Below are 25,911 nucleotides of genomic sequence, written 5' to 3'. Positions count from 1 at the left end.
GAGAACATGAACAGAGTTGTAGTTATTGGAATAGTAGTAGTTATAGTAGCAGTAACAGCCGCTATTATGTTCTATAAAAGAGAGTCAACATTAATGCCTTCTTAGGATTGCGTTTTAATTATGTAGCAAAACCTTTTACGATACCGAGATTGTTGAATAGCTTAAAAGCACTGTCTTAGGGTTATAAAGCTTAAAATTTCCGGTTCCGGAATAATTCCGGTGGCGGAAAATTCTCTTTGATACAAGGCCTAAAACAGAGAGGAAGGATTTCTTTGATAGGGAGAGAGAAATTGAGGAACTAAAAGATGTAATTACACATAATGACTTTGCAGCAGTACTGGGGATTAGAAGGATAGGTAAAACGAGTTTAGTAAAAGTAACGCTCAATGAACTTCCAGATTACGTTACTCTAACTATCAATTTGGGTAAGCTAGGGAGTAAAAAGTCCTACCCTATGGAAACGTTTTCAAAATTATTTTTGGAAGGAGCGGCGGAAGTTATAAGGAAACACACTTTTGCCGGAAAAGTTTCAAAAATTATTGCAAATAGATTAGGTATAAATCCGGAAGACATCCTAGAATTAAACTGGATTAAAATTGGAGTTAAACTAAGAGAGTTTAAGACAGAAGACGTTGATGAGGTCATTAGGGCTCTGGACTCGATTGCTAGGGATAATAAGAAAGGGTTAGTAATATTCATAGATGAAGTACAAAACATTAAAAAGGTTAAGGGGTTTGATATAGGTTCATTCTTTCATGATATTTACGAATGGTGCGAAAACACGGTTGTAATAGTTTCTGGTAGCTTTATTGGGGTAGCCGAGGAGATTTTAAATCAAGTTGAGGAGGAGAAACCGTTCTACGGTAGAAAGTTCTTTAGGATAAAACTTGAGAGGTTTGATGAGGTTAAGTCTAAGGAGTTCTTAAGGAGGGGCTTTGAAGAGGAGAATGTTAAAGTTGATGAGAAGGTTATTGATGAGGCTGTAAGGCTCTTCGACGGGATCCCAGGGTGGCTTGCCCTATTCGGAAGGAGTTACTCCTATTCTGTAAAGCACACCCACCCTATTGATATTAGAGTTATAGTAAAGGAAGCGGCGAAACAAGTTTCTAAAGAGTTTACGAGGTTTTTGAGTAACTCTAATTCACCTAAACGTTATGCAGAAATTATACTTTCGCTTTCGAGATTGGGTAACAAAGGGAGTCTTAGTGAGATTAGGGATGTCATGAACTCCCTATATAAAGAGAGTATTGGGGATTCAAGGATTTATGAATTATTAAAAACATTGGTCGCTTACGGCTTCGTGGATAAGACTAGTAAGGGGAAATATTCTTTACCTAATGATTTGCCAAGTAGGTTGGGGTTAAGGCATTCTGCAAAGATGTGGGTGAAGAAAATGCCATGATTGACTTTTCAACTGAGTAATATGAGTTAAGCTCTTCTAGTCGCTTCATCTCCTCGGAACAACTTTACCATACCTCCCCTTTGTCTACATAAGTTTAAAAAACCCACGTGACAATGTTAGTTAAGGCTATGCTTAAAATTTGACCGAAAAATTTTATGCTTAACGCACTCGACCCTTCCAAGAAGGGGAGCTTCCGGTATAACAGCTTTTCCTTGGAAATTAAGCGTAGTCCTTACTACTTACGCAATGAAACTTCCTTTGCCCAATAGCATTAAACAGCCAATCATGGAGTACAGTTAATTTATCTTTTGATCATCTACAACTGGGGTCTCCAAATTTATTCGTCTTAGCCAACTTCCGGTTCAGAGTAAGGCAATATCTTTGACAAGCTTTAAGCAAAAAAATCTACACTCAATTCAGATCTTTATTGTAAGCTAAAAGGAGTCGACAGTATGAAGAGACTTGTTTAACTCCCCCACTATTTTCAGTTAAGCGGTCTAAGTAATGGTGAATAATTCCCAAGTATGTAATAACCGCCGTAAATATCTAATTTAGGAAACTATAATGATTAAAATTAGTGTGTGGGTTCCTTCCTTAATCCAGATAATTTATAAAGACATAAGCCATATTTGGCAACAGCTTGCTTAACTTTACCGAGATGCTGTTATAATTATGTTGTATTTCTTTATACTCTAGAACACTGATCGGGTTCCCGAATAGGTCTATCCTATCTGAGATTGCTTGGACACTCTTCCTTATAGCAAACCCCGGGTAACTGATCGTCACCTCGTACTCCAATACGGGGTTAAAACTGTTTGTCGCTATATAAGCTGCAATGCGTGTGTCACCATATATTTCTTTTAGCGCTTCTAATATCCTTTTCTTATCGTTCAGCGACCAATCCATTAGCTTATAATGTAAAAATAGTTCGAACTCAGAGTTTTCGGGTATTTTTTCATCACATATAAAGGAGATGCCTAATACGTATTGGTATTTTAAGGGAGTCTTTAAGTAGGAGATTGCCGGTCTACATTCCCAGTCCAGTATCTTACCTTCAAAGTGTAAAATACTCATGTTTTCAACCGGGAAATGGGACATTGTGAAGTAGCTCTTATTGAATTCCTTAAAATTGTGTATTATTGAATGTATAAAGACTTCTATGTAGCCGTTAGAGGAGTATACCATCTTTTGCTCAACGTACTTCATGTAAAGTTGCATGGACTTTGTGTTATAACCCAGCTTTTCGAAATCGTCTAACGTCATCTTTTAAAATTTACATTCAGCATATATAATCCTTTTAGCAAATGTTTCCAGTTGTCTAATTAAAGAATTACGAAGGTTTTTAAAAAATTTTTAAAAGTTTTCAATTTGAAAAATTCTCGTATTAAACCTACCGCATACACTCATTAAAAAAAAAGATATATTCTCACTGATTAGGGTTAAAATTGGTTATAGTAAGGGCAAAAGATTTTACCATTTCACAGCTGATTAAAAGTTTTTAGATATATTTCGACAGAATATATGCTACTTCATTCGCTGTAGGCCTTTCTACAGGGTTTGGTGATAGCATTTTCTTCAATAGTTCCCCGATTTCTGGGTCTATTTGCAGAGTGAAGTTCCAGTTTTTCAGTTGCTCCTTACCGTAGTTCAACCACTGCAAGGCGTAATGCGTGTTACCGTAACTATAATAGTCGAAAGCGTAATTCATCGCGTCTAAATCCGGTCTGTCTATATTTCCCTTGAGTAGTACGTACATAGTCATGCCCAAAGCGAAGATGTCCATGGAGGGCGAAGCACCTTTACCTATTATCACGTTTTCTAATTGTTCCGGCGGTGCGTATTCTAATGTTAGTTGGCTTATGCTACCACCTACTTTTACGGCACTCCCTAAATCGCCTAACTTTACGTTGTCGGTAAGGCTCACGAGCGGGTTATTCGTATCTAAAGGCCTTAATAAGTAGATATTCTGAGGTTTTATATCTAAATGCGCATATCCTTGGGAATGCATGTATTCTAACGCCCTACTCGTGTAATAAATTATCTTATAAACTATTTTGTTCCACTGTTGTGAATATCTTAACGGGCTGTTCTTAAATAACTCATAAACTGATCCCCCCTCCATAAAGTCCATTATTATCCTCGGTGGGTCGGTTAGGTAAATTCTCGTATCGTTATTATTAATTATTGACTTTATCGCGTTCTCGTCGACGTTTACTGCATAAATTTTTACAGTGTACGGAGAGTCTGATAAGGATACTAAGTTTGATGCTTCCTTTTGGATACTGGAATAATAATCTTTAACAATAGTAGTACCCCTCCTAACGTTAGCCAATTTTAGGACTTTGATAGCATAAGGTCTGTTATCGTAATACCCATTTAAAACGTAACTTGTACCACCCTCTCCTATTACTGATAATATTCTGTAAACCCCTAATTGCTTACCTACCCATAGATTCGGATCCCAGTTGCTTAATGATGGTGCAAGTGTCGATGTCTGTTGTTGCTGATGTGTGAGGTGCTGATATGGCCACGCCTGCTGATACGCGGGGGATTGAACGCTGACCGGGGTTGAGTGTTCAAAGTGCACTGAGGCACTCACTATAAATATTATTCCGGTAATTAAATATAAAACATATAATGAATTACTAGTGGAAAAGAGTAGTTCGCTTGTAGCTCCACCTATTGTTGACGATCCATAAATCATCGCCGTTATTAGTAATAATACGCCCCCAACTAAAAAGAGCCACTGTTTGCTTTTAGAACTATATAATATGAACCCTACGCCCGAGAGTATGAACGATATTAAGAACGCTACTACGCTTATTAATGGTAAAGGGAGTAAGCCTGGGTAAGAACTGAGGTAAGGATTAGAATAGGGATAAGGATTAGATAAGGAAATAAGAAATGCTAAGAGTAAAGAAATAATAAGTAAAATGTAGCCTATTTTAGCCGTGTTTAATGCCCAATAACCTAGATCTTGACGTCCTAAAAGCCTAATTCCCCAACCCCCGTTTTTTAAAGCTTCGTACAGGAAGGTTAGTGATGTTATTGTGAATATCAAAAAGAGTATTAAATTACTTATTGAAGCTGCAGAAAGCGAGGCTGACTCAGCAAAGAATCCAAAAATAGCGGAAAGTATTAAATACATGCCAAGGTTGTTGATACTGTTCTTTACAGTCCGCATCGAACAAAATTATCTTAACCTTATATATAAATTTTTTAGTTTACCAGATTTCGTAGGCGTTCCTTTTTTATCAAAGCTAACGTTAAACTTACTTTTAAATCAACGCTTGAATTCAAGGAAATTTGATGAGCCTAACATCTAAGAAAATTGAACCAATCCACAAACCAAGTTTACTGCAAATCTTAGGCATGTAGTTCAACAACTAAAAATTAAAACCTGGCGGATCTTATGGCGCTTTAAAAACTAGTATAAACCTTGTACTATCTCACTAGTCCCATCCTGGTTGATGTAAATCCTTGAAAACTCGCCCATGTTATTTAGGAATAAGAGTCCAGCTCTTTGTTTGTGGTAAATGCTAGAAAACACCGTTATTACCTTACCGTTATGGTCTATTTTGAACCCGTCAGCAGTCTCGTGAGCCCTAATAACCCCTCTAAAACCAGTTCTAGTTAAAAACTCCTCTGTAATTTTTCTACCGAAGTAAAACACTCCATCACCTCTTCTGTTAAGTGAAAAGTAATCAATTGAGTCATTAGGGTCGTTCCATAACAGTTGGAATAGTATAGGGTCGTCCGGGATAATATCCCCCTTAGGGAGCCTATACAAATCGTCAACATTGTCTATTCCTAACTCCATCTCTCCTTTAGCGTTATAGAGACCCGGTAAGCCCCCGTGAGTACAAAAGTAACCATTAACACTTACGGCTACGGGCATTTGGGAGAACAGTTCTACGAAAACTGAGTAATACTTTTCACCTACTTTTTCCTTTACTTCTTGATAAAAGCCGTAATAATAGTTTGTGAGGGGACTTTCGTGATTTCCCCTCAAAACTATTACCTTTTTATCCCTGTCATTTACGAGGAGTTCTAGAACACTCATTAGGTTCTCTATTCCATTCGGTGGTTGTCTGTCAACATAATCGCCCAAGAAAACGAGTAGGTCTACCTTGTCGTAATAATATTTGGCTAAATCCGTGACATTAGTGGCGCCGTGAGTATCACCTATAAAAAGCACTCTCTCGGCATTATATTCACCTATATAACTACCTTGTTGTTTAAATATCTCTATCGCGTGTTTTACAACGTCTAGCCTTTCCTCCAACAAAATCACCCTGTTAAGTATGGGTATAACATATTAGCTATCTCAGATGCCGTAGGTCTCTGGGTAGGGTCGGGGTTTAGCATTTTCTTGATTATTCCCATCAATCCATCATCTGGTAGGGAATTCCACTTCTCCGTTACCCTCCTTAACAACTCATTATAAGTTGCCTGGAAGTTACCTGTAGATAACTGATTAAATGCTTGATTAACTAAGGTCACGTCATTGAAGTATCTCCCGGTTAATAAGGCATATGCCATGCTCCCTAGGGCGTATATATCCATGCTCGGGTGGGCTGGGTTTATTAGCTGTTCCGGTGGACAGTACTCTAAGGTTAACTGCGTCACTGGGTTACCGATCTTTACTGCGCTTCCTAAGTCTCCTAACTTAACTTGAGTCCTACCGTTAACAATGTTATCATAAACTTCTTCTCCCACATCGCCTGGGTATTGGGTGAAAAATACGTTCTGCGGTTTTACATCTAGGTGCACATAGCCTTGTGAATGGATGAAGTATAAAGCCCTAGCTATATCATAAATTACCCTCACAACTATTTTCTCCCATACTTTAGAGTTCTTAACGTTAGGGTTGCTGATCAGCTTTGATAACGTACCACCGCTCATGTACTCCATCACTAGGTAAGGTGGTGAGGTAATGTATAATTCAACATTCCCTTTCATAATGTTCATTAATGTGGGGAAATCAACTTTTCCTCCCACTACCTTCACTACTGCGTCTGTCTTGGTTGAGAGTTCTATTAAGTTATTCAGCTCTTTATAAAGCTCTTGGAAGTTCCTCATACCTATAGTCACTGTACTCCCCGGAGTAGGTGTTACCTTCATCACTTTCATTGCATATGTATTCCCATCAGCCCCTATGACTTTAAGGACGTATGAAGTTCCACCTTCCCCTATAGCATCTGACACGTAGTAAGAGTCTATTTTTCTTTCTTTCCATAGGGTAGGGTCAAAGTTGGATAAGTTTAGTTCCTTTATCTGGAACCTTATTTTAACGGACTTTTCGGCTATAAATGACTTTGACTCCGGCACCAGAACAGTGTTCCCTTGTATTACGTCTTCTATTTCTACCCTACTACCCCTCTTAACTTTTATAGTCTTACTACTTAGTGTCAACTCGTCCTCATTGATTTTGACTCTTATACTCGGTGAATAATTCTCGGGGTATTCGAAAGACAACACTACCTCCTTCCTCTTGTTATACATCATGTATCCGCCTATCCCCGCAACACCAAAGGGTATTAATAGGAATAACACGCTGAGTAAGTTTATTGTATACACTTCTTTTTCGCTAATAGGCCCGTTAACCACCAGGTACTGCCCGTTGGACGCGCTTACATTGCCCTCCCAATATACATTAGCAAATGGGTTAGGGCTGGGTTGATTCAATTGTATTTTTGTACCTTGGGTAACCCACTCCTCAGTATTTCCGATAGTTACTAAGTACTGTATTACGTAGTTAGGGGTAATCGTTTCACTACCGTTTACCGGGCTCAACGTAGAGTTAAGGTAGTACCTTTCGGTCGAGGAAATCTGAATTATTTGTGGTGGGGAGGGTAACGCACCTCTACTGACCCATTGAGTAATAGTACCGTTAGGTAAGTTGATCGTTACAAAATACTGAATCACGTAGTTCGGGGTAATAGTTGTTGGGGAACTAATAGTATAATTCCCTTGGGAGATTAAGAAGTACCTCGCGGTAGAATTAATTTGAATTACTGTTGGTAAGGATAATGTAAAGCCTTTGGTTACCCATAAGTTCGTAGTACCGTTAGGATACTGTACTGTCACTAGGTATTGTATTACATAGTTCGGAGTTATGGTCATGGGCGAATTAATTGGTTCGCTCACGTTCTGGGATACGGTATATCTTTCATCATTTGATACTTGAATATACGGTGGTAATTTTATGTATGAGCCGGCGTTAACCCATTCTCGTACCGTCCCGTTAGGTAGGTTTATGTTTACTAAGTACTGTAACTGGGAAGTGACTGAGAGAGTTATAGGCTTATTAACGACTATTTCATACTCATTTGACGTTATCGCATACCTAGCTGTTGAGTTAATGTAGTAGTACTTGTAAATAATTATACTAGTGTTAGTTTTGAAATAACCAGACTGTAAGGTAGCGTTAACACCGTTTATATTTGCCGGGATCGGTTGGTTCACACTGACGTAATAATATACTTGCGTTGACAGCGGAGCCTGTGGAGAGTTTACGGTAAAGGTCTCTTGTTGCACTACGTAAAGCGTGCCATTATAAGTCACGTTTTGTGAGGGAATTTCAATTATTGTTCCCGCATTATACCACCCAGACTCCAGAGTCTCTAACGTATTGTTAACATAGGCTTTGACGGGGAAGGGTACGGTTAAATAATACTGTAAAACATATGCGGGAGCTATAGTGTATAATCCGGCCGTAGTTAGATATATCGTTGAGTTAGTATAATATACTCCGTTTACTCTAACTCCATTGAGGAAGTAACGTTCCACATTTGTTACGTAGTAAGTCTCATTGAACTTCAATATTGACGGAACTGGTAAAGAGATAGTAGTGTTAACGTTTTCCGGTATACCGTTAGCGTAAAATATGGGAACCGGCGAAATTACCTTCACTTCAACAGCGTACGGTAAAGTGAGTGAATAAGTTGTGGAATACAGCGTATTCCCTCCGACGTTAAGCGTTAAAGATATTTGGTAAGAGCCGTCTTGTAATGATAGGGTTGTAGTAGAGTTTGTTAACGTTTCTGAAAATGTCTGTGGGCCGGAGACGCTTAGCTCCCAATCAGCCCCCGCTGGAATGGTAGTTATATACACGTTGTTCCCAAAGGCTCTCAATGAAGTGCCCACGGTCCACAAGTACTCCGAATTCGTTTGCCCGTTACTTTGGATTACGGTTACCCCATTATACGTTTCGGCTATCCCTTGGCTCGTTGACACGCCAGATAAAGCCTCGTAGGTTGTAGAATACCCTCCGGGGACATTGTAAAACACGTTCCCATACCCGGAATAGTAAGCGAGAGAGATGCTCCCGCTCCATGAATAAACACTTACTGTAGTACCCAATTCAGTCCCAGAGACAAGTCCGCCAATTACAAAGGATAAATAGTTCCCACTCCCAGTAGGATTGGTACCCCCTACAATTATGTATGTAGACGATGTGGGAACGTATAGGATTATCGTATCAAACGTGCTATTTGCCACTGGGTTGTTACCACTAAACAATTCAAAATACTGATAGATTATAGGATAACCCTGGTAGTTCACTGCGGCGGTCTCTAAAACGATGGTAATGGGTAAGGTTACAGTATAAGTATTGTAAGAGTAATAATAAAATTGTATGCCGTTATATATTTCTACACCACCATTACCTTTAATTAAGGAAGGGTTTATACTCGCGTCAGGTGCTGAGAAATTCCATAGGTAATCCTCAAACGTAACTCGGTATTCGTTTCCTCCTACATACTGAATTAATGCAACGTTGTTTGACCAATAGTACTGTCCGTTACCTAGTTCTATTACTGAGTTTAGTTGTAACGAGAACGGCCCGCTAGTACTTGCTGAGTTTAAAGTAAATGTCCCACCCACATTAATGGTAGTGTAAGAATAAGAGACTATCCCTTTGCCGCTAACTGGTACTTGACCGGTATCAACTATCCCTACTGCCGGTGAAGGTGAAGAGATTTGTGAGTAAGAAAGAGTCGTTAAGGTTGATAATAGAAATAAAAGGGATATAAATAGTACACTTTTCTTAATATCCTTTAAGTCTCTCATTAATACTATGTCTTAAAGAGAAATTTATAAGCTTTTTACATGACCAGTTTGTCTTTCCATGAGGTCCTCGATAGAAAATTGTATAACGAGTCTGGATTGAGGTTCGGTATGTAAAACTTTCTGCCACTTCCTCCGTTCTCCTTAATGTATAGTACACAAGACCCATTCTCCCTCGAAATCTTAAGCGATTCTATATCATAAATCTTTAGAGCCTCACATTTATTACAGTCTAAAAGCTCGTGCTTCATAATGAAGAGCCTTTGTCCTTCCAGTTGCATTTTCTTTACAAACTCTGATAGGCAGGACCTTTTAGGTGTAAGTAACAAGGTCACACCAACTACAATTCCGGGAATTACGCCTAAGGGAAAATTAAAAAGTACTGCAAAAGCAGAAATCGCTGTGAATTCCGCTAGGGAGACGCTTAACAATGAGTTCAACTTCTTATTATAACTGGTGGGTATATTCGTATCGTTTTGGGAAACCACAAGACTTGAGTTTGTTATTTTTATCGTGAACACAGATTTCTTGTCCTCACCGACTACAAATGGGAGTTCGGCTAGAATTATTTCCGATAACGGATACCCGCACTTTAAACAAGCAACAGCGTGATCATCGTTGGCAAACCCACAATTGGGACAAACCTTAACCATATATTGCAAGATAGAGTTTTTGGTTTATAAATTCATACTTAGCTGAGCCTCAATCATAACTTATTGGGGGGGGGTAACGATTATCTTAGACCCTAAATTCATTTTGCATGATTTTTTTAACCCAGAAAGTAACATTACTACTTTATGAGAATATTTAGTTAAATTATTTTAATTACTTTTTAACTCCCTTGAATCATTTGCAGGATGATGAGTTTATGGGTCTAGGGATTATTATATTTCCTTAGACATAAATATTTGTTACTCAATTTAAAAATTTTTAAATAACATATTTTAGCTTAATCTTCCTTTCAATAACTAATAGGATTACAGCAGATCACACCTTCTCTTACAATTTGTACCTTCTAATTATATGACAAAAAGTTTTTATAACTACAATTTGTCCATTAAGGTTGAAGAATAAATCTGGATAAAGAGGAGTGAGCTCAAAGGAGTGAGAAAATAGCTAAAGAAGAAAAAAGAAATTAACTTTGTATAGTATCAACAATTCCGATAGCAGAATTAACTAGGTTAACTAAGGCTTGTACTGCGGGGGTAAAGTTGATTACAAGTGTAATTGAAAGGCCATTAGGTGTTATGCCTAATAAAAACCCGACACTATATAATTGAAGACTTTTATCTAAAAACTGGTTTACTAGCGGCGATATAATGCCGAAGATGGCTCCGGATAAGTCATTTGACCCAGAAATTGGAATGTAAAGATAATAAGCTCTGAGAGATGTTGTAGACATTATGTTGTTTACAGTAGAGTCGTTTATAATAGTAGTATTTGCAGTAGTAGAAATTAACGATATGCTCGTATTAAGGTAGTGGTCGATGGTGGGTAGTGTTTGGTTTATCGTACCGTACCATGAATTTATAAAATTGTATACGGGTTGTATCGGACTATTATTTTCCGTCCAATTTAAGGATAAGGTTATGAACACTGCACTCCCATTAGACTCGACAATAACATTCATACTGTTAGGAAGGAGGTAGTTTAACGTGGACTCCAATGGGGAGAAAACTTGGGAGACAATTGGAGTGAAATTATATAAATTATAAGTTGCATGGGTCAGTGCATTAGATATGTCATTAGATATGTTTTGTATCATTTTTTGAATGTAGTTTATCCCTGTCAAACTTTTTACCGTGTTATTAGACAATTGTGCGGTTGAGGAATTCGTTAAATAAGCTGTAAAGCCACCGTTTGACAACACATAAAGCCCCGTTTCAGAATTTATTGTGGTCCAATTACCTCCAAAATATTTGGAAGTGAGGTTCTGCAACTCTCCAGCCTGGGGTAGAGGAGCTGGTGGTTGTGGTGGTTGCGGAGAACTTATTGCCATCAGTTGTGTTTGGGCTGGTAGAAGGGCATATGCTATAACGAATCCTATTACTGCAGATACTGCATAAATTATCGCTACATAGTACTTAATTAATTTGGGATTCATTTATGAAAAAGAAACTTTTTGAATTTATAAATTTTACAGTCTAAAGGGTAAGATAAGATAAGCCACGCCTATAGCTATTAGGCTCATGAGAAAACCTTTAGGGTAGATGAAGAGTATTATGCTAAGGAAGGCTAAGGCTAGAACTATATAAAGGATTATTGTAAGTTCATTATTCATTATCCCCTTATACTTTAAAATCCGCTCGTTTGCAAAGACACTCATTATTATGTAAACTGCAATGAACACAGCTACAACGTAAGCCAGCTTAAAAAGTTCTAGAGAAACGTCATAAAAGTACCAATATTCTAAAATAACGGTCGGTATAATAGAAATTCCGGCAACCGTAGAGTTTATCATTAATAATCCATTGCTTGACGTCCTCCTTAAAGGCACTGTGTAAAGGACATTGCCAATCAAGATGCCCAATACCGCTACAAGTAAAGAAATTTCTGGGTTCTTTAAGAATATGATACTAGATATAATTAACGCGCTGGCCAAGGTCATGAGAGCCGCTTTCAAATAGGCTAAAGTAGGCGAATAAGTCAGAGGATAGCCGCAATTTAGGCATGTAGTAGCAGTACTAGGATTTTCATACCCGCATCTAGGGCACTTATTACCCATTGATTATGATGTATATTGAGTGAGTTTATAAGTATTTCTTTCTATTTTGATAGAAAGTTGTAAAAAATTTTAGAAGCCTATAAAATTGGAACTTCTACGCCTTACTGGATAAGTTCGAAGAGATTTATAATGTTTAGGATATATATACTATGGAGTTATGCTTTCATTAGTTGTAAGGTTCACAATAATACTGGCCATATTCTCTTGTATTGCCCTAATTCTCCACTCCTACGCGAGTTCTATAGGTATAAACGACGTAGGTTCAACGGGACAAGGTGCATCTTATACTTATACCACAACGTCATATAAGGGGTATTTCATCTTCTACGGTGGGTCTTTTTACTCGGGGGAACCAATAAATTATAATGTAGCATCCGTACAGCTTAACACAGTCCTAACTAACGGTATCTATTACTATTTTGTGCAGAATGTTTTAGTTTTAATAGCTAACGGAAACGGGACTTACACTCTTAACTTTGTGGATAATATATGGAATCTTACCTACCCGTATAGTATAATGCCCTCCTTGATTATCGGGAACGGAGAAGTGAGTAAAGCACCAAATCAGTCAATCTGCTTTTATTTTTACATCTTTCCCGATAACATAACCTTAACCCCACCCTTTAATGTTACGCTAATATCCAATGTGAGCTTAGAGGGGCAGTACATTAAGTTAACTTTCAGTGCTATACTAGGTAAGGGGAACTTTTCGACGTCATATAACTACGATACAGTTAAGATACTTAACCCCTCAAGCAAGGCGTTCTTTATCGTGGGAAGTAAAATTAACACTTACCCGTCGAATAGTGACGCCGAATTTGTGATAGGGGGTGGAGGGAGCGGTTCTACGTTATATGTATATAACTGGAGTTCGGAAATGATGTTATTATATTTGTATAATGAAAAGTACTATGAAGTCCCCTCAGCAGTGTCTTACTCCTCTATAACCGGTGAATCCCTCTCAAATACTCATGGGATATTTGAGTACTATTCGTCGAACGGTTATGTGGTGCAAATATCCGGTTATAGTTTTTACGGTCAGTTATGGAATACATCAACAAACCTCACTGTTATTAACTCTTCAATTTTACAATTTAACTTAGTTCCCGAATACGGTGAGTGGTTTTACGAGGTAAACGGGAAGACTTTTCCTCTAACTTCAGATAGAATCTCACTACCTTACGGTGTGTATAATATAACGGTGTTCCTCAAGGCTGGTAATGAAATTATATATGAGAAGGAGTTTGAAGATGTAAAAATAACTCCTTATGCAGTGGTTGAGTCCAAGGCTCCACTGATATACGTTAACGGTAAAGCATATTCTAATAATACTATTGTTAATGGGTATTATACATTTTACATACCCTTACGTGGCACAACGGTAGTTCAGTTCCCCGAATATTATTATTACCAGAACTCATCGAGGCTTGAATTCTTATGGGCGGTTTATAATGGTAAGGTGATAAATAGCAATATTATAAACATAACCTCTCCTGGTGTCTACAGGGGGGTTTACCAGCTAGAACTCTTATTAAAACTCCCGTTTAACCTCACTGTAATTTACAACGGTACTATTTACAATAATGTAAGTCAACTGTATCTCCCTTACGGGGCGAAAATTATAATCCCTGAACAGAATGTGAGCCCTAATAACGGGACTCTAATAGAGTTCCTTAACCAAAGCCTAGTAGTTTACGGTGAGAAAATAAACCTAATTACGAGGCTGTTTTATTACGTTAACATAACTTACAACACGTATATTAGTTCATTGCCTAAATCAGGATTTTACCCAGAAGGCTACTGTATTTCTATACCTAGAGAATTAGAAAACGAAACTACGATAGTTTTAATTAACGCATCAGCATACAAACTTAAAGTGTTCTCCCCACTAAAGCTCAGTGTAAACATTACCTTGTATTACAGAATAGTTTTAATGTTGGGTAATTATTCGGTGAGCGAGTTTTATAAAGAAGGGAGCGTCATTACGTTTAATAACAATATCTCTTATAATGGTTCGGTAATGTTTGTAGCCGAGAGGCCTATAACGGTGGTTATCAACTCCCCAAAGATAGTATCGCTAAATGGATATTATGAACTGTACTTCTTAATAGAGGTTCACTATCTGAATCAAACCCTTGAACTTTGGTACCCATCCGGGAAAGTTTTAGAATTACACAACATAACGAAAGAGAATATAAGTTATGTTTTCAGTAAGGTTGTAGTCACTCACCCCGGAGAGTACTACCTTAATTACACGGTCTATGATAAAGTCGTGGATATACTTCCTAATAGTACTTTAGTCTTTTACGTAAAAAACGATACTTATGCGTGGATACCAGTATATTTTGGCGGTACAATAATTAACGAGTCAATATTAGTTACTTCACCATTAGTATTAAATAACCAACTGCAACAGCAAGCTATCGTGACACCGGAAGCTCAAAGTAAACCACCTTTGGGGCTTATGCTTTTAATACCGCTAATAATCGCGTTTCTCGTCACGGTTTGGCTCATGAAAAGAAATAAATAATTTTTATTTTGATTGTCTTTAGTTTATATTGTGAGACTTGCACTTCCGGTTAACGGCAATTATGCTTACTCTAAGTCCATGTACAATATGCTAAGGAATTACTTAACACCTAATTCTAAGCTCAATATCATGGTAGGTATTGCCGTCTTCCTAAATAACGATTTTAACGTCGTGAGTACCATAAAAAAGTTTGAGGTAACTGGCTTTCCCCAAGATGATTATATATATATTCAATTCCCTTTTGACATAAGTAATTCTACCTTTGTCATGATGAAAATAAACTCAATCTACCTCGTGAGCGAAACTACGGCTTATTTAGTGCCTATAAGCGATAGTGAGGTTGACGAGATTAGCGGTAATTCATTATTTAAGTTCTTCCAAGACCATAGGGATAGTCCTATAAAATATTACCTAGAACAAGTGAGGAATGAAGACGCAGTAATTCTCCCCTCAAACCAGCAAGTAAATGTACCGAAGGACACTGTAGCAAGTTCTCTACTGGGTAGGATTATAGGAATGTATAGGTTAATAGACTATGTAGGCGAAGGTGGGATAGCTTACGTATTTAAGGCTGAGAGTAAGGGTAAGGAATACGTAATTAAAATACCTAAGGCCGAGTACGAGAACTTAGATGCATATCTTAATAGCTTATTAAGTGAGGCGTCGGCAATAGTCTCCATGTCCTCCGATCCCAGAATCGTTAGAATCTATGCCATCCATGTTGACATGAACATATTAGACTATCTAAACGACCCTCAGACTTATTACCTCTACCCACCTTACATAGTCACAGAATTCATGAGAGGAGGGGACTTAAAGAAGTATATAGACAATCCCTCATTCACCAGCTCAAGGTATTGGAAATACATTGCATATTACACACTTTATCACATAGCCGACGCCTTAAACGTGGTTCATAGCAAAGGTTATGTACACTTAGATATAAAGCCCAGCAATGTATTACTTATAAAGCCTTACAATACGCCCGAAGGACTTTACGCAGACTTAACCCGGTATTTGGTCATAAAACTAGGTGATTTAGGTTCAGCCGCTAGGACAAGAGGTGAAATAGTCCAACTCTCGCCAGAATATTCACCGCCAGATCAAATACAGTACATGTTGGAGGGTAGGGGAGCCAGGCCTTTGATGGACATATTCTCTTTGGGTTTAACTTTCCTAAAAATCCTCGACACACAAATTCAAAGGCCGGACTTACAGTATATAGTAAGCGCGATAAGGAGTATAAGAAATGATAAAAACTACGCACTTCAGTTACTTTCCTATTCCTCCTCACTCTTAGCTAACTGGAATCCCTCAGTACTTAACATTTTAGAACCAGAAATAAGGGAGTTAGTACTCAAGATGATAAATCCCAACCTCTACTCAAGACCTACAGCCAAAGAGGTAAGGGATACTGTAGGTAAATACATAAAGTTATCGTATCAATAATAGAGTGACCATAATGAGAGAGACGCTCTCAATTAAAGTGTTTGGGCTCCATTAAATTTTCTAGAATTAGTGTTCAATCCTCAGCACCTGGGCTTTCACAAGGGTATTTCCCGTTCACACTCTTAACTCCCCACACTAGCGACGGATATGAGGAAACCCGCACGCACGTCTTCCACCTACCTGGCGTGAATACGTTTAAACTTCACGATTTAGTGGCATGGGCGTCATGGAATAGTATAGGCTTTTAGGTAAACTCTTAAATAAACATTAGGAATATGCTCAAATGTAAATTTTAAATCTAGATAAATGGAGAGTTATAACATAATGGTATCTAAAGAGAAAGTTCTGAGGGTTATTGAATACTTTAGGACTAACAGAACTATAAATGAAATAAAGGAGGACAAAAGAATAGTGAAATTGCTCGTAGAGTTAGGGGTGTTAAAGTCTATAGGTAGAGTGCTAAGTCTAGACAAAAACTTTAGAGCAATACACACACTAGTTGAAGTTTACGACGAGGAGGAGCCGAGAATAAGTGTTAAGAGCGTAATTTTTGACAGACTGAGAGAAGAGAGGGATAACATTTATATCATCTGGAAAAGTCATATGGCGGAACCAATACCCGTAATAGAGGACGGAAAGTTCACGATTAGACAAGTTTCTCCCTTACCCATATCAGAACTCTATACCATAACAGCGATTCAATTCAATAACCCGGTCTTGAAGTTTAGGTTTATAACTAGAGACGAGAGGGAGATACTCTTCAACGTTACTAACCTACCTTATTATATAATAATCCCTCCGTCAGGGAAGCCGTTTAAGAAAATGATTAGTGAGGAGAGGGTTAAGGCTCCTGTAACATTCTTCTTCTTTTACTCTAAATAATTTACTAAAACGTACGAACAATTTGGAATCAAATTAGATGAGCGATTCATGAATCTCTTGAGAATTAACCACTAAAAGTTTAATCGCACTAGAATTAATAGATCTTAGGTTTAGCCTTGGCAATTATAATATATTTTAACTCAACCTCGTAAATATACATAATCCTTGTTTTTCCTTATTATATTTTATGATTTTATTCACTGCACTGAACAGTGTGGACAACAATTTTGTTAATATAAAATGAATTATTTGAATTGTTTGTGCTTTATTAATAGAACGTTGATGATAATACCTTTTTAGGGTGAGCACGGGAGGTATTACTTGGAGGTGAGCACATGGAAACTAGATGGAAGGTTCCCGTGCTCACCCAAATTATACTAATTTTAATTGAGTATATTAACCTTAGCCCTAGGTTTTACTCTAGGGATACCGTAGCCTCTGCATTGGCTAACTACGTTTCTGGATTATCCTCTTAGAGGGTAGTTTTCCCCCATTCCACTCTGCTTTACTATCATAGGAGGTTGAGTTATGTGAGGTATGCTGTGCCATTGAGTGGTGTTTACGCTATTGACGAGACTAAGGTGAGGCTAATTAATGGTCAGTACTATTACGTGTGGATCGTTAGGGATGTAAAAACTAAGGGAATACCCTTCTTCATGGTTACTAGCGTTAGGAGTGGAGTACACGTCTTGGTAGTTCTTGCGAACATGAGTAGGGTTGAGGAAATAGCAATGAGGGTGTTTAGGAGAAGGATTGATAAGGTAATTTACTTGCACGATGGGGCAACTGCATACAACGCCTTCACATGGTTAAACGTAGAACACGAGAAGGTAACGTTCAACGAGAGGAATTACGCAGAACAAGGGTTCAGAAGCCTAAAACATAGGCTTGCATCAATGGACTTCCACTTCCCTTGGAATACTAACAAGTTCACAATAACTAGGTGGTTATCAACATTCTTCCTAATATATAACATCCTTTACACCCCAACGTACTTGTTAGATAAGGGGGTGATAATAAATGTAAATATTTCAAATGAATGAAATTGTTGTCCACACTGATAGTGTCGTCATTAAGTTACAAATTCTGGGATTAACCTTCTCTCCCACAAGACTAGGGCTATGGAGTACATCATGCTACGAATGCTCCTATTTACTGCCTTCGTTGCCCTCTTGAATCTATTTAGCCTATCCCTTAATGAGGAATGAAAGGACTCGTTCGGGTTAACTGGCGAGACAACCGTGTGGTCTTTCAACCAGTAGTACAAGTTATAATCATCGCTCACCCATCTACCCTCTTCGGGCAAATACTTTTTGACCTCAAGGAAAGTACTCTCATCCCTATCCCCCACAGAGTAAATGAGGTAAACTCCCAGCTTCGTGTACACGTAACAAGTGAAAACCCACTTGTAAAAAGCCCTAGTATTCTTGTACAAGTAAGTCCACATCTCATCAACAACCTTAGTAACAACCTTACCCTTGACCAACTCCTTAGCCCTACCCCACAACTCAACCAACTTCTCATACTTTTTCCTACCATAACGCTTAATCCAAGTGAAAACAGTACCAAGAGGTACGTTAAGCACCCTAGAAATAGCCCTCATACTCATACCATTAGCATACATTCTCAAAGCCTCCTCCCTCAACTTCCTAGAATGATGATGATAACTAGCATCACCCAAGAAGTACTTACCACAATCCCTACACAAATACTTCTGCCTACCCAAAGGCCTACCACACTTAACAACATGATGACTACCACAAGAGGGACAAGAAACGTCTTGCCTAAATACAGGCTTCCTACCCATAAGTAATACTCGTTATACAAATATAAATAACTTAACGACGACACTATCTCCACACTGGCACTGAAATTACCTAAATCTATTTTCCACTTAATAAACATACTTTAGCTTTAAAAAGACGTGACTCATAGTATTCTCTTAAAGATTAATCTGAAGGAACAATTAGACCTATTGATACAGCTTTCCCAAAAACCCAATGAATGTACACACTTGATGCTTGAATTATAAAGATTTAAATATAGTTTGCTCAAAAAATATTTTGACATGACAAAGAAGTGTCCAAGATGTGGCCATGAAAACTCAGACACTGCAGAATTCTGTTCCAAATGCGGATATGCGTTAGTAGGATTTGAACAAACTATTGTACCTAGAGTTCCTAAACCCCAACAAAGTCAGCAACCTCCTACTCAACAACCAAAGGCCTCTCCACCCCCACCTCCACCCCCACCACCATCGTCATCATCTACAACCACACCTCCACCACCTCCACCCCCACCACCATCGACAACAACTAGTGCTAAAACGTCCTCTCCTCCACCCCCACCTCCACCCCCACCACCATCGACAACAACTAGTGCTAAAACGTCCTCTCCTCCACCCCCACCACCATCGCCATCATCTACAACCACTCCTATACCAACGCCCTCACAACCATCAACGTCCAGCACTAAAACCTCCCCCGTACCATCTCCTACTACTGGTAGGGCTAAGCAGAAAAGTTATCTTAAATTTGCGGCCATAGGAATTGTAGCTGCTATAGTAGTAGTTGCAGTTGTCTTCTTTGTTCTACCAATGTTCAATTCTGGTTCCTCCTCACCTCCGCCCACCGTACTTCTGAGTTCTGGTGAAGCTGCTGCAATATTCGGAGGGCAGTGGAATAATCCTGCGATATCTGTTATAACGTATAATAACAACTTATACACTATTTCTGGTGTTGGAAGTGCGGCTTCAAACCCAATAGGCTCTTACACATATTTGCCTGAGTTCTACGGTTCTACGACCGTTACGATATTTAACGGTTATCAAGAAGTGGTAATAAACACGCTTACAAGCCCGACGTACTCAAATGTCGAATTACAAATAATAGATATTTACGCGAGCTCTTCTAAAACCGTAGGGCAAATGTATTCTGAAGCAACAGCACAGCTAGCCTCTAACGGACTCTCACATATTCAAACAAGTACCTACCCTGCTCACACGGGAATAACTTATACATATTCAGTCTACTCTACCGCAAAAGGCGAGCTCTTAATAGCTCAAGGAGGTAACCAGATAGTTATAGTAATAGTGTTGGGAGGCACGGGTAACACAGCATTTAGCGTATCTAACGTCCTAGAGACCTTAAACTTCGTACAGTAACGGTGGTATTATTGATAAAAGGTAAAAATTTTCTTATTCTTACGTTTTTATCTTTAATTCTTTTCCCATCCTTATCAACTCTTTCATATATTACGTTCTACCCCGTAAATATCCATGCACCGCCCCCTAAAGTTGGTATTTACAATTTAATCCAATTTCAATATTATATATACAACTTTGAGATAGAAAACAAGACACTTATTATAAAAAACTTGATCACTAACCAAACTTACAATATAAACTTACCATCTAATGACGATGTAAAAATTTACACTGTCTCCAATTCCAGTATGGTCTATGTAACAGCACAGAATGAGCTAATACAATTATTCTTCTCGAAATCGGGAATTCTCAACAAGAGTTATAAGCTGGGTGATGATTACAGCGTAACATTTGTAAGCGGTTATGAAATGTCCCCTACCCCTGTAAACATTACCACTATTGAAGTAAAGAACAATAGTAACTCATTCCTACTTTTTACACCATCGGGAGGGTACATAAAGTTCAAGGATAGTGTGAGAACGTTTTACATAAACGTAAATGTTACACTCTATGACTTTAATAACGATACATCAACTCTGACTGGGGTTAAGAACCTAACTCTTGATGGTATTCTACAGTTTCCTTATTATTATAATAATAGTATCATAGTTTATAACTCAACTTCCCATCAAGTCGTAAAACTGAGTTTTACAAGTCATGGTGGGATAGGTGGGATTGAACTCTACAGTGGAGGAGAGGAAATAAACACTTTAATCAAAGTAGGGATTGACGTGAAGGAAATGATTTATTTAGGTAGGCTAATAATAATATCTGGGTCAAATGAGTCATGTGTATATAACTGGACGACACTGCTACATTATTTTAACTTCCCAATTACAGCGGGCTATAATGTTTCTGGTTATTGTATACTTTACGGCGATTTTAACACTTTCGTTATAAATATTAATAGGAATATCAACAATTCCGAGACCTACTACTTGAGCAGTCTAGCAGTTATCGAAAGTCAGTCATATGCGGTAGTAATTAGTAATGGTAAAATTGAACCAGTTCCACTTAGCGGGTCAGTCAATATATATGAACAGCCTTTGCTAGTTGGGAATTCCCTATTAGCCTTCCCAGAGAATAAGACAGTTGGAGGCCTCACGTGTTTATATGTAGTAAACATAAGTAATTTTCAGTCATTTTCTGCACTTTCATATTATGTAAACACCTCGTACTCGTTGTCAGGTTATTATTATTATAATGGTAATGTATACTCTTCGACCGACGGTAGTATAGTTAATGTAAAGATCTACGGACAGACTAACACAACAAATCTAATAATCTCTGGAGTGATTAATATCACCCTTACGTCGGGTAACTATACTTTAATCTTACCTAACGGAGAGTACTTCTTCAAATATTCAAATTACTCTCGTGAAGAGGATCTTTATGGAGCGACAGCAAGTGTTGTGTTTAATACGACTGTTAAAAAACCCGTGACCTCTGCAATAACTACTGCATTCATGACAACAACAAATCAGACGTCTATAAATACTCAGATTATAGCACCGGCACCTTCCAAAGCTGTTTCCTTGCCTATCAACTACGAGACGATCATATTAATTATTGCCGGTTACGCCTCAATAATAGGCGCTTACTTATACGCTAGAAAGAGAGGTTAATTTCAGAGAAGCAAAGTTTTTAAAAAAAGCGGATATTATTTTAAAACGGTGTGAGATTATTAGTACTCACTACCATAATTATAAGAAGATTAGCTCACTTTATTTCCTAGTACTACTCTTCTTATCCTTTCTCGTAGTAACAGTATCTAATGGTGGTTCTGTAATAACCCACAACCCCGACTTAAGTATTACATTAAAAGGAGGTGATTCACCAGTACTCTTAACTATTTATAATGTTAACACTCAGTCTTTAGTGTTAAAAGGAGTTATTAACTCCTCAACGACACTAAACCTCCCCCAAGGCGTTTACTATTACTACGTAAAGCCTTTGGATAAAAACGTTATAGTCCTTCCGCAACATGGTTACTTTATAGTACCCTTCTCTACAATAACCTTATACGAGATTCAAGAGCCAACTTTTAAGGCACACACGGTCACACACCTTAAAATAGCCTCACTACCAATAGACTACGTAACGGCAATGCAAGTCTATTATGCAGGGCCATTTGATTACTTAGCTTTAGGTACTAATACTTCAGAATTACTAGTAGCTAAGTACTTTTACTTTAACTCCAGTTTCGTCGTAATGTGGAGGGAAAGGTTTAATGGAAATATAACTGCTGTCGCCATCTCCCCCGATTTTACGGCCTCAGCCGTATACTTTAATAACAGAACATACGTATATGTCTTTTACACCTCAAACGGTAGTCTAATAACAATTATAAACCAATGGGTATATTACCAAGTATCAGGGGGGTGTTTTGGCGGTATCAATGTATCAACTGTGGTTTCTCCATTGCCTTTAGTTAAGTCGATCGCTATTCAAGGTAACAATGTTTTCATAGACTTGAATGGCGGTGCAGCTATAGTCAGTGCTGAGATAAGCCCTGAATCATATAACGCTACCACGTTAATAGGAACTCATCATAGGTTAACATTTAGCATATTTTATGTATATAACGACCTCGTAGATACGTATAATGATACAATATACTCGTTCTATACAGAGTATTCGTTTACAATTTCTTTTGAAGGGTTGAGTTTAGTTCAAATACCAAGCTTCATTAATTATCAAGGCCTTAACTTGAATCTCTCTTTTATTGAACTATTCAGATTTCTTTCTAACCCTGGTAACGTTACACTTACCGTGAATAGTCAGTATGACGCTTTTTTAGGTATTATGATCCCAAATAACGTATCGCCCAATTACTATATACTAGAGTTTTTCCCTAATCATGACTACATGATACAGATACCGGACATTGATACCTCCCCAGATATAGACGCTCCCCCAATTGTCACTCCTTCATCAAACGGTATTGCAGCGTATTTTGATTTCAATCTTAGTGACTTTAACTATCAAGGACAAATGCTCTGGAGCAAATACATACCCAACGCCGTAGCTATAACCAGTTCCGCTAACGGGCAAGTGATTGCCGCATTAAACGGTAGCGGGACAAATTGGTCCATATTAGAGTATAATGATCTAGGGCAACTAATTGCAAAAGTTAACGAAATAGGACAAAACGTTTACTCAATGGAACAACTAGGGATTGGAATAAACGGCGGGCAATCCTACCCGTTTACTATGGACGAGTATAATAAAGTAATATTTGTAGCTACATCCACTAACCTTTACGCCATCCCGGTTGGTATTAATGCAACTATACAGAACGGTAAGGTCATCTTGCCTGTAAGAATTAACGTAAGTGTTTCACCACCCTACACTGGGGTAGTAGAAATCACGTATAACGGGCACACGACCAGTACAGAGACAAACACTTCAATCACTACATTCCCTACTTCAGTTACTCTTTACGCAAATTCCCTCAGCAACTCAACGTTTTTTGGTTGGATAGTTAATGGGACAGAGTACAATGAAAACCCATTGACAATTTACGTAGGAGGGAATACCACAATAATAGCCCAGTTTAAGACCCAGATAAACGTAACGTTTGAGGAAGTAGGACTAAGCGACACGTATTGGTTTGTCAATATTTCTGGTAAGACTTACGTGACTTCCTCACAAACCATAACGGTTACCGTAAAGCCTGGGGTTACTTATACGGCCGGTCTATTAACATATACGAACTCCACAGTAACCGTCTTCCAAGGTACGGTGACAAGCAACTTAATAGTGTTGAATTTCACTAACTATTTCAAACCAATCATAACGTGCTTAAACCTATTAACCCCGGTATACAATACCGCGAGCTTAATACTAAGTAAAGACTACTGGGAGAACTTTATGAATAACTACGGGGAAGCCCTATATTATTACTCACTTCTCATGAACGGAAGTTACAAGTTGTTTAACGAATCACCCCAGTTCTATGCGTACCTACAAATGGTCATGAACAACCCAGTCCTACCTTATTATACTGGGTCTATAAACGTTCAACCCTTCATAAACAACATAAGCCCATTACTCTCCCTCAACCTCACGGGTATTACACATTTACTCAACTTGGAAGGGGAATACTTGTCAAAAGGGGACTTCAGAACGTACACCCAATTAAGGGCTATAACCCTGAACAACATTACACAACTGCTGAAGGTGATTAACGGGCGTGACTACGACGAGATCGCGGAACTATCTTTACTTAATCCGGCTGACGTACAAACCATAATACCCTATTTAACCTTTAGGAACTCATTAATAGCCATATTCAACATCTCTTCACTTGTCTTAAAGGACCCGACTAGCTTAAACATGAGCGTTATCTCATGGTTTCCCATAGTATTAAATACCGACCTACAGAACAACAGTTTAATTGCCCAACTATACGTACCACCATACTACTCCTTTGAGGGTATAGCACAAGCACAACAGTTCTATTCAATCCCCGTCACCAACCTATACTATAACTTAACAGTACGGTCTATTAACGTGGGGATAGGGAGTATACAAGTCCCGTTGAACCTGAGTAAGCCTTACTCACAAATTGTGGGCTACTATTTAACCTTCCTGAACACAACGATAATAAACCCCGTGTTCACTCAAGTGCTGAAGGAATATAAATTAATTAATATATTACCTAATGTGACAGAGTACAGTTACCTCTTCCAACAATTCGCTGAGAAGTCCGTAAGTACTAGAGTAAACGTAAGGCCATTACCTATTAACATATCATTCGTTAAAATAACCTTAAACTACACGCCTTTAACTATTGCAGAACTCTACCTAAATACTACCCCCACTATCATAATGCAGAACTACGTGGTAAGCACTGTAAAAGGTGAAGAGTACTTGAAAGCGTTAAACAACATATACTTCATAGTCCCCAACGTCTCGGAGGGCAATCTGATATTCGGGACACCGCAAAAGGTTAACTTTTCGGTGCTGAAACTACCTAATCACATCAGCTTTAACAATACCATGCAAGACTCAATAGCTTTTCTAAAGTTGAACAACACTTACGTGGGCTACGTCACAAAGGCTAAGGTGGAACTGGTTTCACAAGCCAACATCTCTCAAGTTTCCATAAAGTCTACAACGTCCCCGTACGTCTTCCTACTCGGCAACATCTCACAACTACAGATAATCGGTATGCCCTTAGGGAACTACACAATTACAGCTCAGACACCTCAAGGGGTGTTAAACACCAGCGTCGAGGTGAACAACTCAAATGAAGTAATAAATGTGAGCTTAACTCAAAACAACAATGTTGTCAATCCCCTACCTTTAATTACCACGAGCAGTAACAGTCTGCCGATGTTAGGGATTTCTATCATTATAGCACTTTTAGTCGCACTGGCTGTAACTATAACTCTAATGAGGAGGAGATAACGTTCATAGGACAACTTTTTATAAGGGAGTCTAGAACTCTCGTCCCCCCAATGAAAATAATTCACGTCATATAAACCTTCTACCAGTGTGAAGTGGGAAGTGTACACCTTATCCCCCCCCCCCCCCCATAACTTTTGAGTTCCACATTACTCCTTCTTAGCAATTTTTTGGGGTATAGCCTATCTAATTTCCCGGTTAATAAAAACATTTATTCAACTAAACCTATACCTACA

At 38.3% G+C, this 25,911-nt stretch carries 15 protein-coding genes and 1 pseudogene; 8 read left to right on the top strand and 8 right to left on the bottom strand.

Annotated features, from left to right (window positions below; translation table 11 throughout):
• Positions 1-229: 229 nt before the first annotated feature.
• Positions 230-1,402, top strand: coding sequence for an AAA family ATPase (locus WIW72_RS00235; protein WP_337699049.1), 1,173 nt, complete (start codon positions 230-232; stop codon positions 1,400-1,402).
• Between the two features lie 594 nt (positions 1,403-1,996).
• Here the strand turns inward: WIW72_RS00235 and WIW72_RS00230 are convergent.
• The 7 genes from WIW72_RS00230 to WIW72_RS00200 all read right to left on the bottom strand — a co-directional run bounded on the left by WIW72_RS00230 (position 1,997) and on the right by WIW72_RS00200 (position 12,197).
• On the bottom strand, positions 1,997-2,665 hold the full coding sequence (locus WIW72_RS00230; RefSeq protein ID WP_337699011.1) for a hypothetical protein: 669 nt from the start codon (positions 2,663-2,665) through the stop codon (positions 1,997-1,999).
• Positions 2,666-2,900: 235 nt separating this feature from the next.
• Positions 2,901-4,586, bottom strand: a complete 1,686-nt coding sequence (locus WIW72_RS00225; RefSeq protein ID WP_337699013.1) for a serine/threonine-protein kinase — start codon at positions 4,584-4,586, stop codon at positions 2,901-2,903.
• A 243-nt stretch (positions 4,587-4,829) separates the two neighbouring features.
• Positions 4,830-5,696, bottom strand: coding sequence for a metallophosphoesterase (locus WIW72_RS00220; protein WP_337699014.1), 867 nt, complete (start codon positions 5,694-5,696; stop codon positions 4,830-4,832).
• Entirely contained in the window at positions 5,693-9,475 is a 3,783-nt protein-coding gene (locus tag WIW72_RS00215; RefSeq protein WP_337699015.1) for a thermopsin family protease, read from the bottom strand. Before WIW72_RS00215 ends, WIW72_RS00220 begins: the two co-directional genes overlap by 4 nt.
• 35 nt (positions 9,476-9,510) lie before the next feature.
• Positions 9,511-10,125 carry a zinc ribbon domain-containing protein gene (locus tag WIW72_RS00210; RefSeq protein ID WP_337699016.1) on the bottom strand — a complete coding sequence of 205 codons (615 nt, stop codon included), beginning with the start codon at positions 10,123-10,125 and terminating at the stop codon, positions 9,511-9,513.
• Between the two features lie 482 nt (positions 10,126-10,607).
• Positions 10,608-11,576 carry a hypothetical protein gene (locus WIW72_RS00205; RefSeq protein WP_337699017.1) on the bottom strand — a complete coding sequence of 323 codons (969 nt, stop codon included), beginning with the start codon at positions 11,574-11,576 and terminating at the stop codon, positions 10,608-10,610.
• Between the two features lie 33 nt (positions 11,577-11,609).
• Positions 11,610-12,197, bottom strand: coding sequence for a zinc ribbon domain-containing protein (locus tag WIW72_RS00200; RefSeq protein ID WP_337699018.1), 588 nt, complete (start codon positions 12,195-12,197; stop codon positions 11,610-11,612).
• Between the two features lie 157 nt (positions 12,198-12,354).
• Between WIW72_RS00200 and WIW72_RS00195 the strand changes: the two genes are divergently transcribed.
• The 4 genes and pseudogenes from WIW72_RS00195 to WIW72_RS00180 all read left to right on the top strand — a co-directional run bounded on the left by WIW72_RS00195 (position 12,355) and on the right by WIW72_RS00180 (position 18,101).
• Positions 12,355-14,727, top strand: coding sequence for a thermopsin family protease (locus WIW72_RS00195; protein ID WP_337699020.1), 2,373 nt, complete (start codon positions 12,355-12,357; stop codon positions 14,725-14,727).
• Positions 14,728-14,757: 30 nt separating this feature from the next.
• Positions 14,758-16,176 (top strand): protein kinase domain-containing protein, encoded by a 1,419-nt coding sequence (locus tag WIW72_RS00190; protein WP_337699022.1) that lies wholly within the window; start codon positions 14,758-14,760, stop codon positions 16,174-16,176.
• Between the two features lie 324 nt (positions 16,177-16,500).
• Positions 16,501-17,058 carry a hypothetical protein gene (locus tag WIW72_RS00185; RefSeq protein ID WP_337699024.1) on the top strand — a complete coding sequence of 186 codons (558 nt, stop codon included), beginning with the start codon at positions 16,501-16,503 and terminating at the stop codon, positions 17,056-17,058.
• A 335-nt stretch (positions 17,059-17,393) separates the two neighbouring features.
• A pseudogene (locus tag WIW72_RS00180) lies at positions 17,394-18,101 on the top strand (IS6 family transposase).
• A gap of 29 nt (positions 18,102-18,130) precedes the next feature.
• Here WIW72_RS00180 and WIW72_RS00175 read toward each other — a convergent pair.
• Entirely contained in the window at positions 18,131-18,865 is a 735-nt protein-coding gene (locus tag WIW72_RS00175) for an IS1 family transposase (RefSeq protein WP_337721194.1), read from the bottom strand.
• A gap of 261 nt (positions 18,866-19,126) precedes the next feature.
• Here WIW72_RS00175 and WIW72_RS00170 point away from each other — a divergent pair, with 261 nt between their 5' ends.
• The 3 genes from WIW72_RS00170 (at position 19,127) to WIW72_RS00160 (ending at position 25,678) form a co-directional block, all read left to right on the top strand.
• Positions 19,127-20,221, top strand: coding sequence for a zinc ribbon domain-containing protein (locus WIW72_RS00170; protein ID WP_337699027.1), 1,095 nt, complete (start codon positions 19,127-19,129; stop codon positions 20,219-20,221).
• A gap of 212 nt (positions 20,222-20,433) precedes the next feature.
• Positions 20,434-21,888 carry a hypothetical protein gene (locus tag WIW72_RS00165; protein ID WP_337699029.1) on the top strand — a complete coding sequence of 485 codons (1,455 nt, stop codon included), beginning with the start codon at positions 20,434-20,436 and terminating at the stop codon, positions 21,886-21,888.
• 253 nt (positions 21,889-22,141) lie between these two features.
• Entirely contained in the window at positions 22,142-25,678 is a 3,537-nt protein-coding gene (locus WIW72_RS00160; protein WP_337699031.1) for a hypothetical protein, read from the top strand.
• Positions 25,679-25,911: the final 233 nt, after the last annotated feature.

It is taken from the genome of Stygiolobus sp. CP859M (assembly GCF_037389975.1).
GTDB lineage: Archaea > Thermoproteota > Thermoprotei_A > Sulfolobales > Sulfolobaceae > Stygiolobus.
The sequence above is the reverse complement of the archived record's forward strand: the minus strand, read 5'-3'. Positions and strand labels throughout refer to the sequence as shown.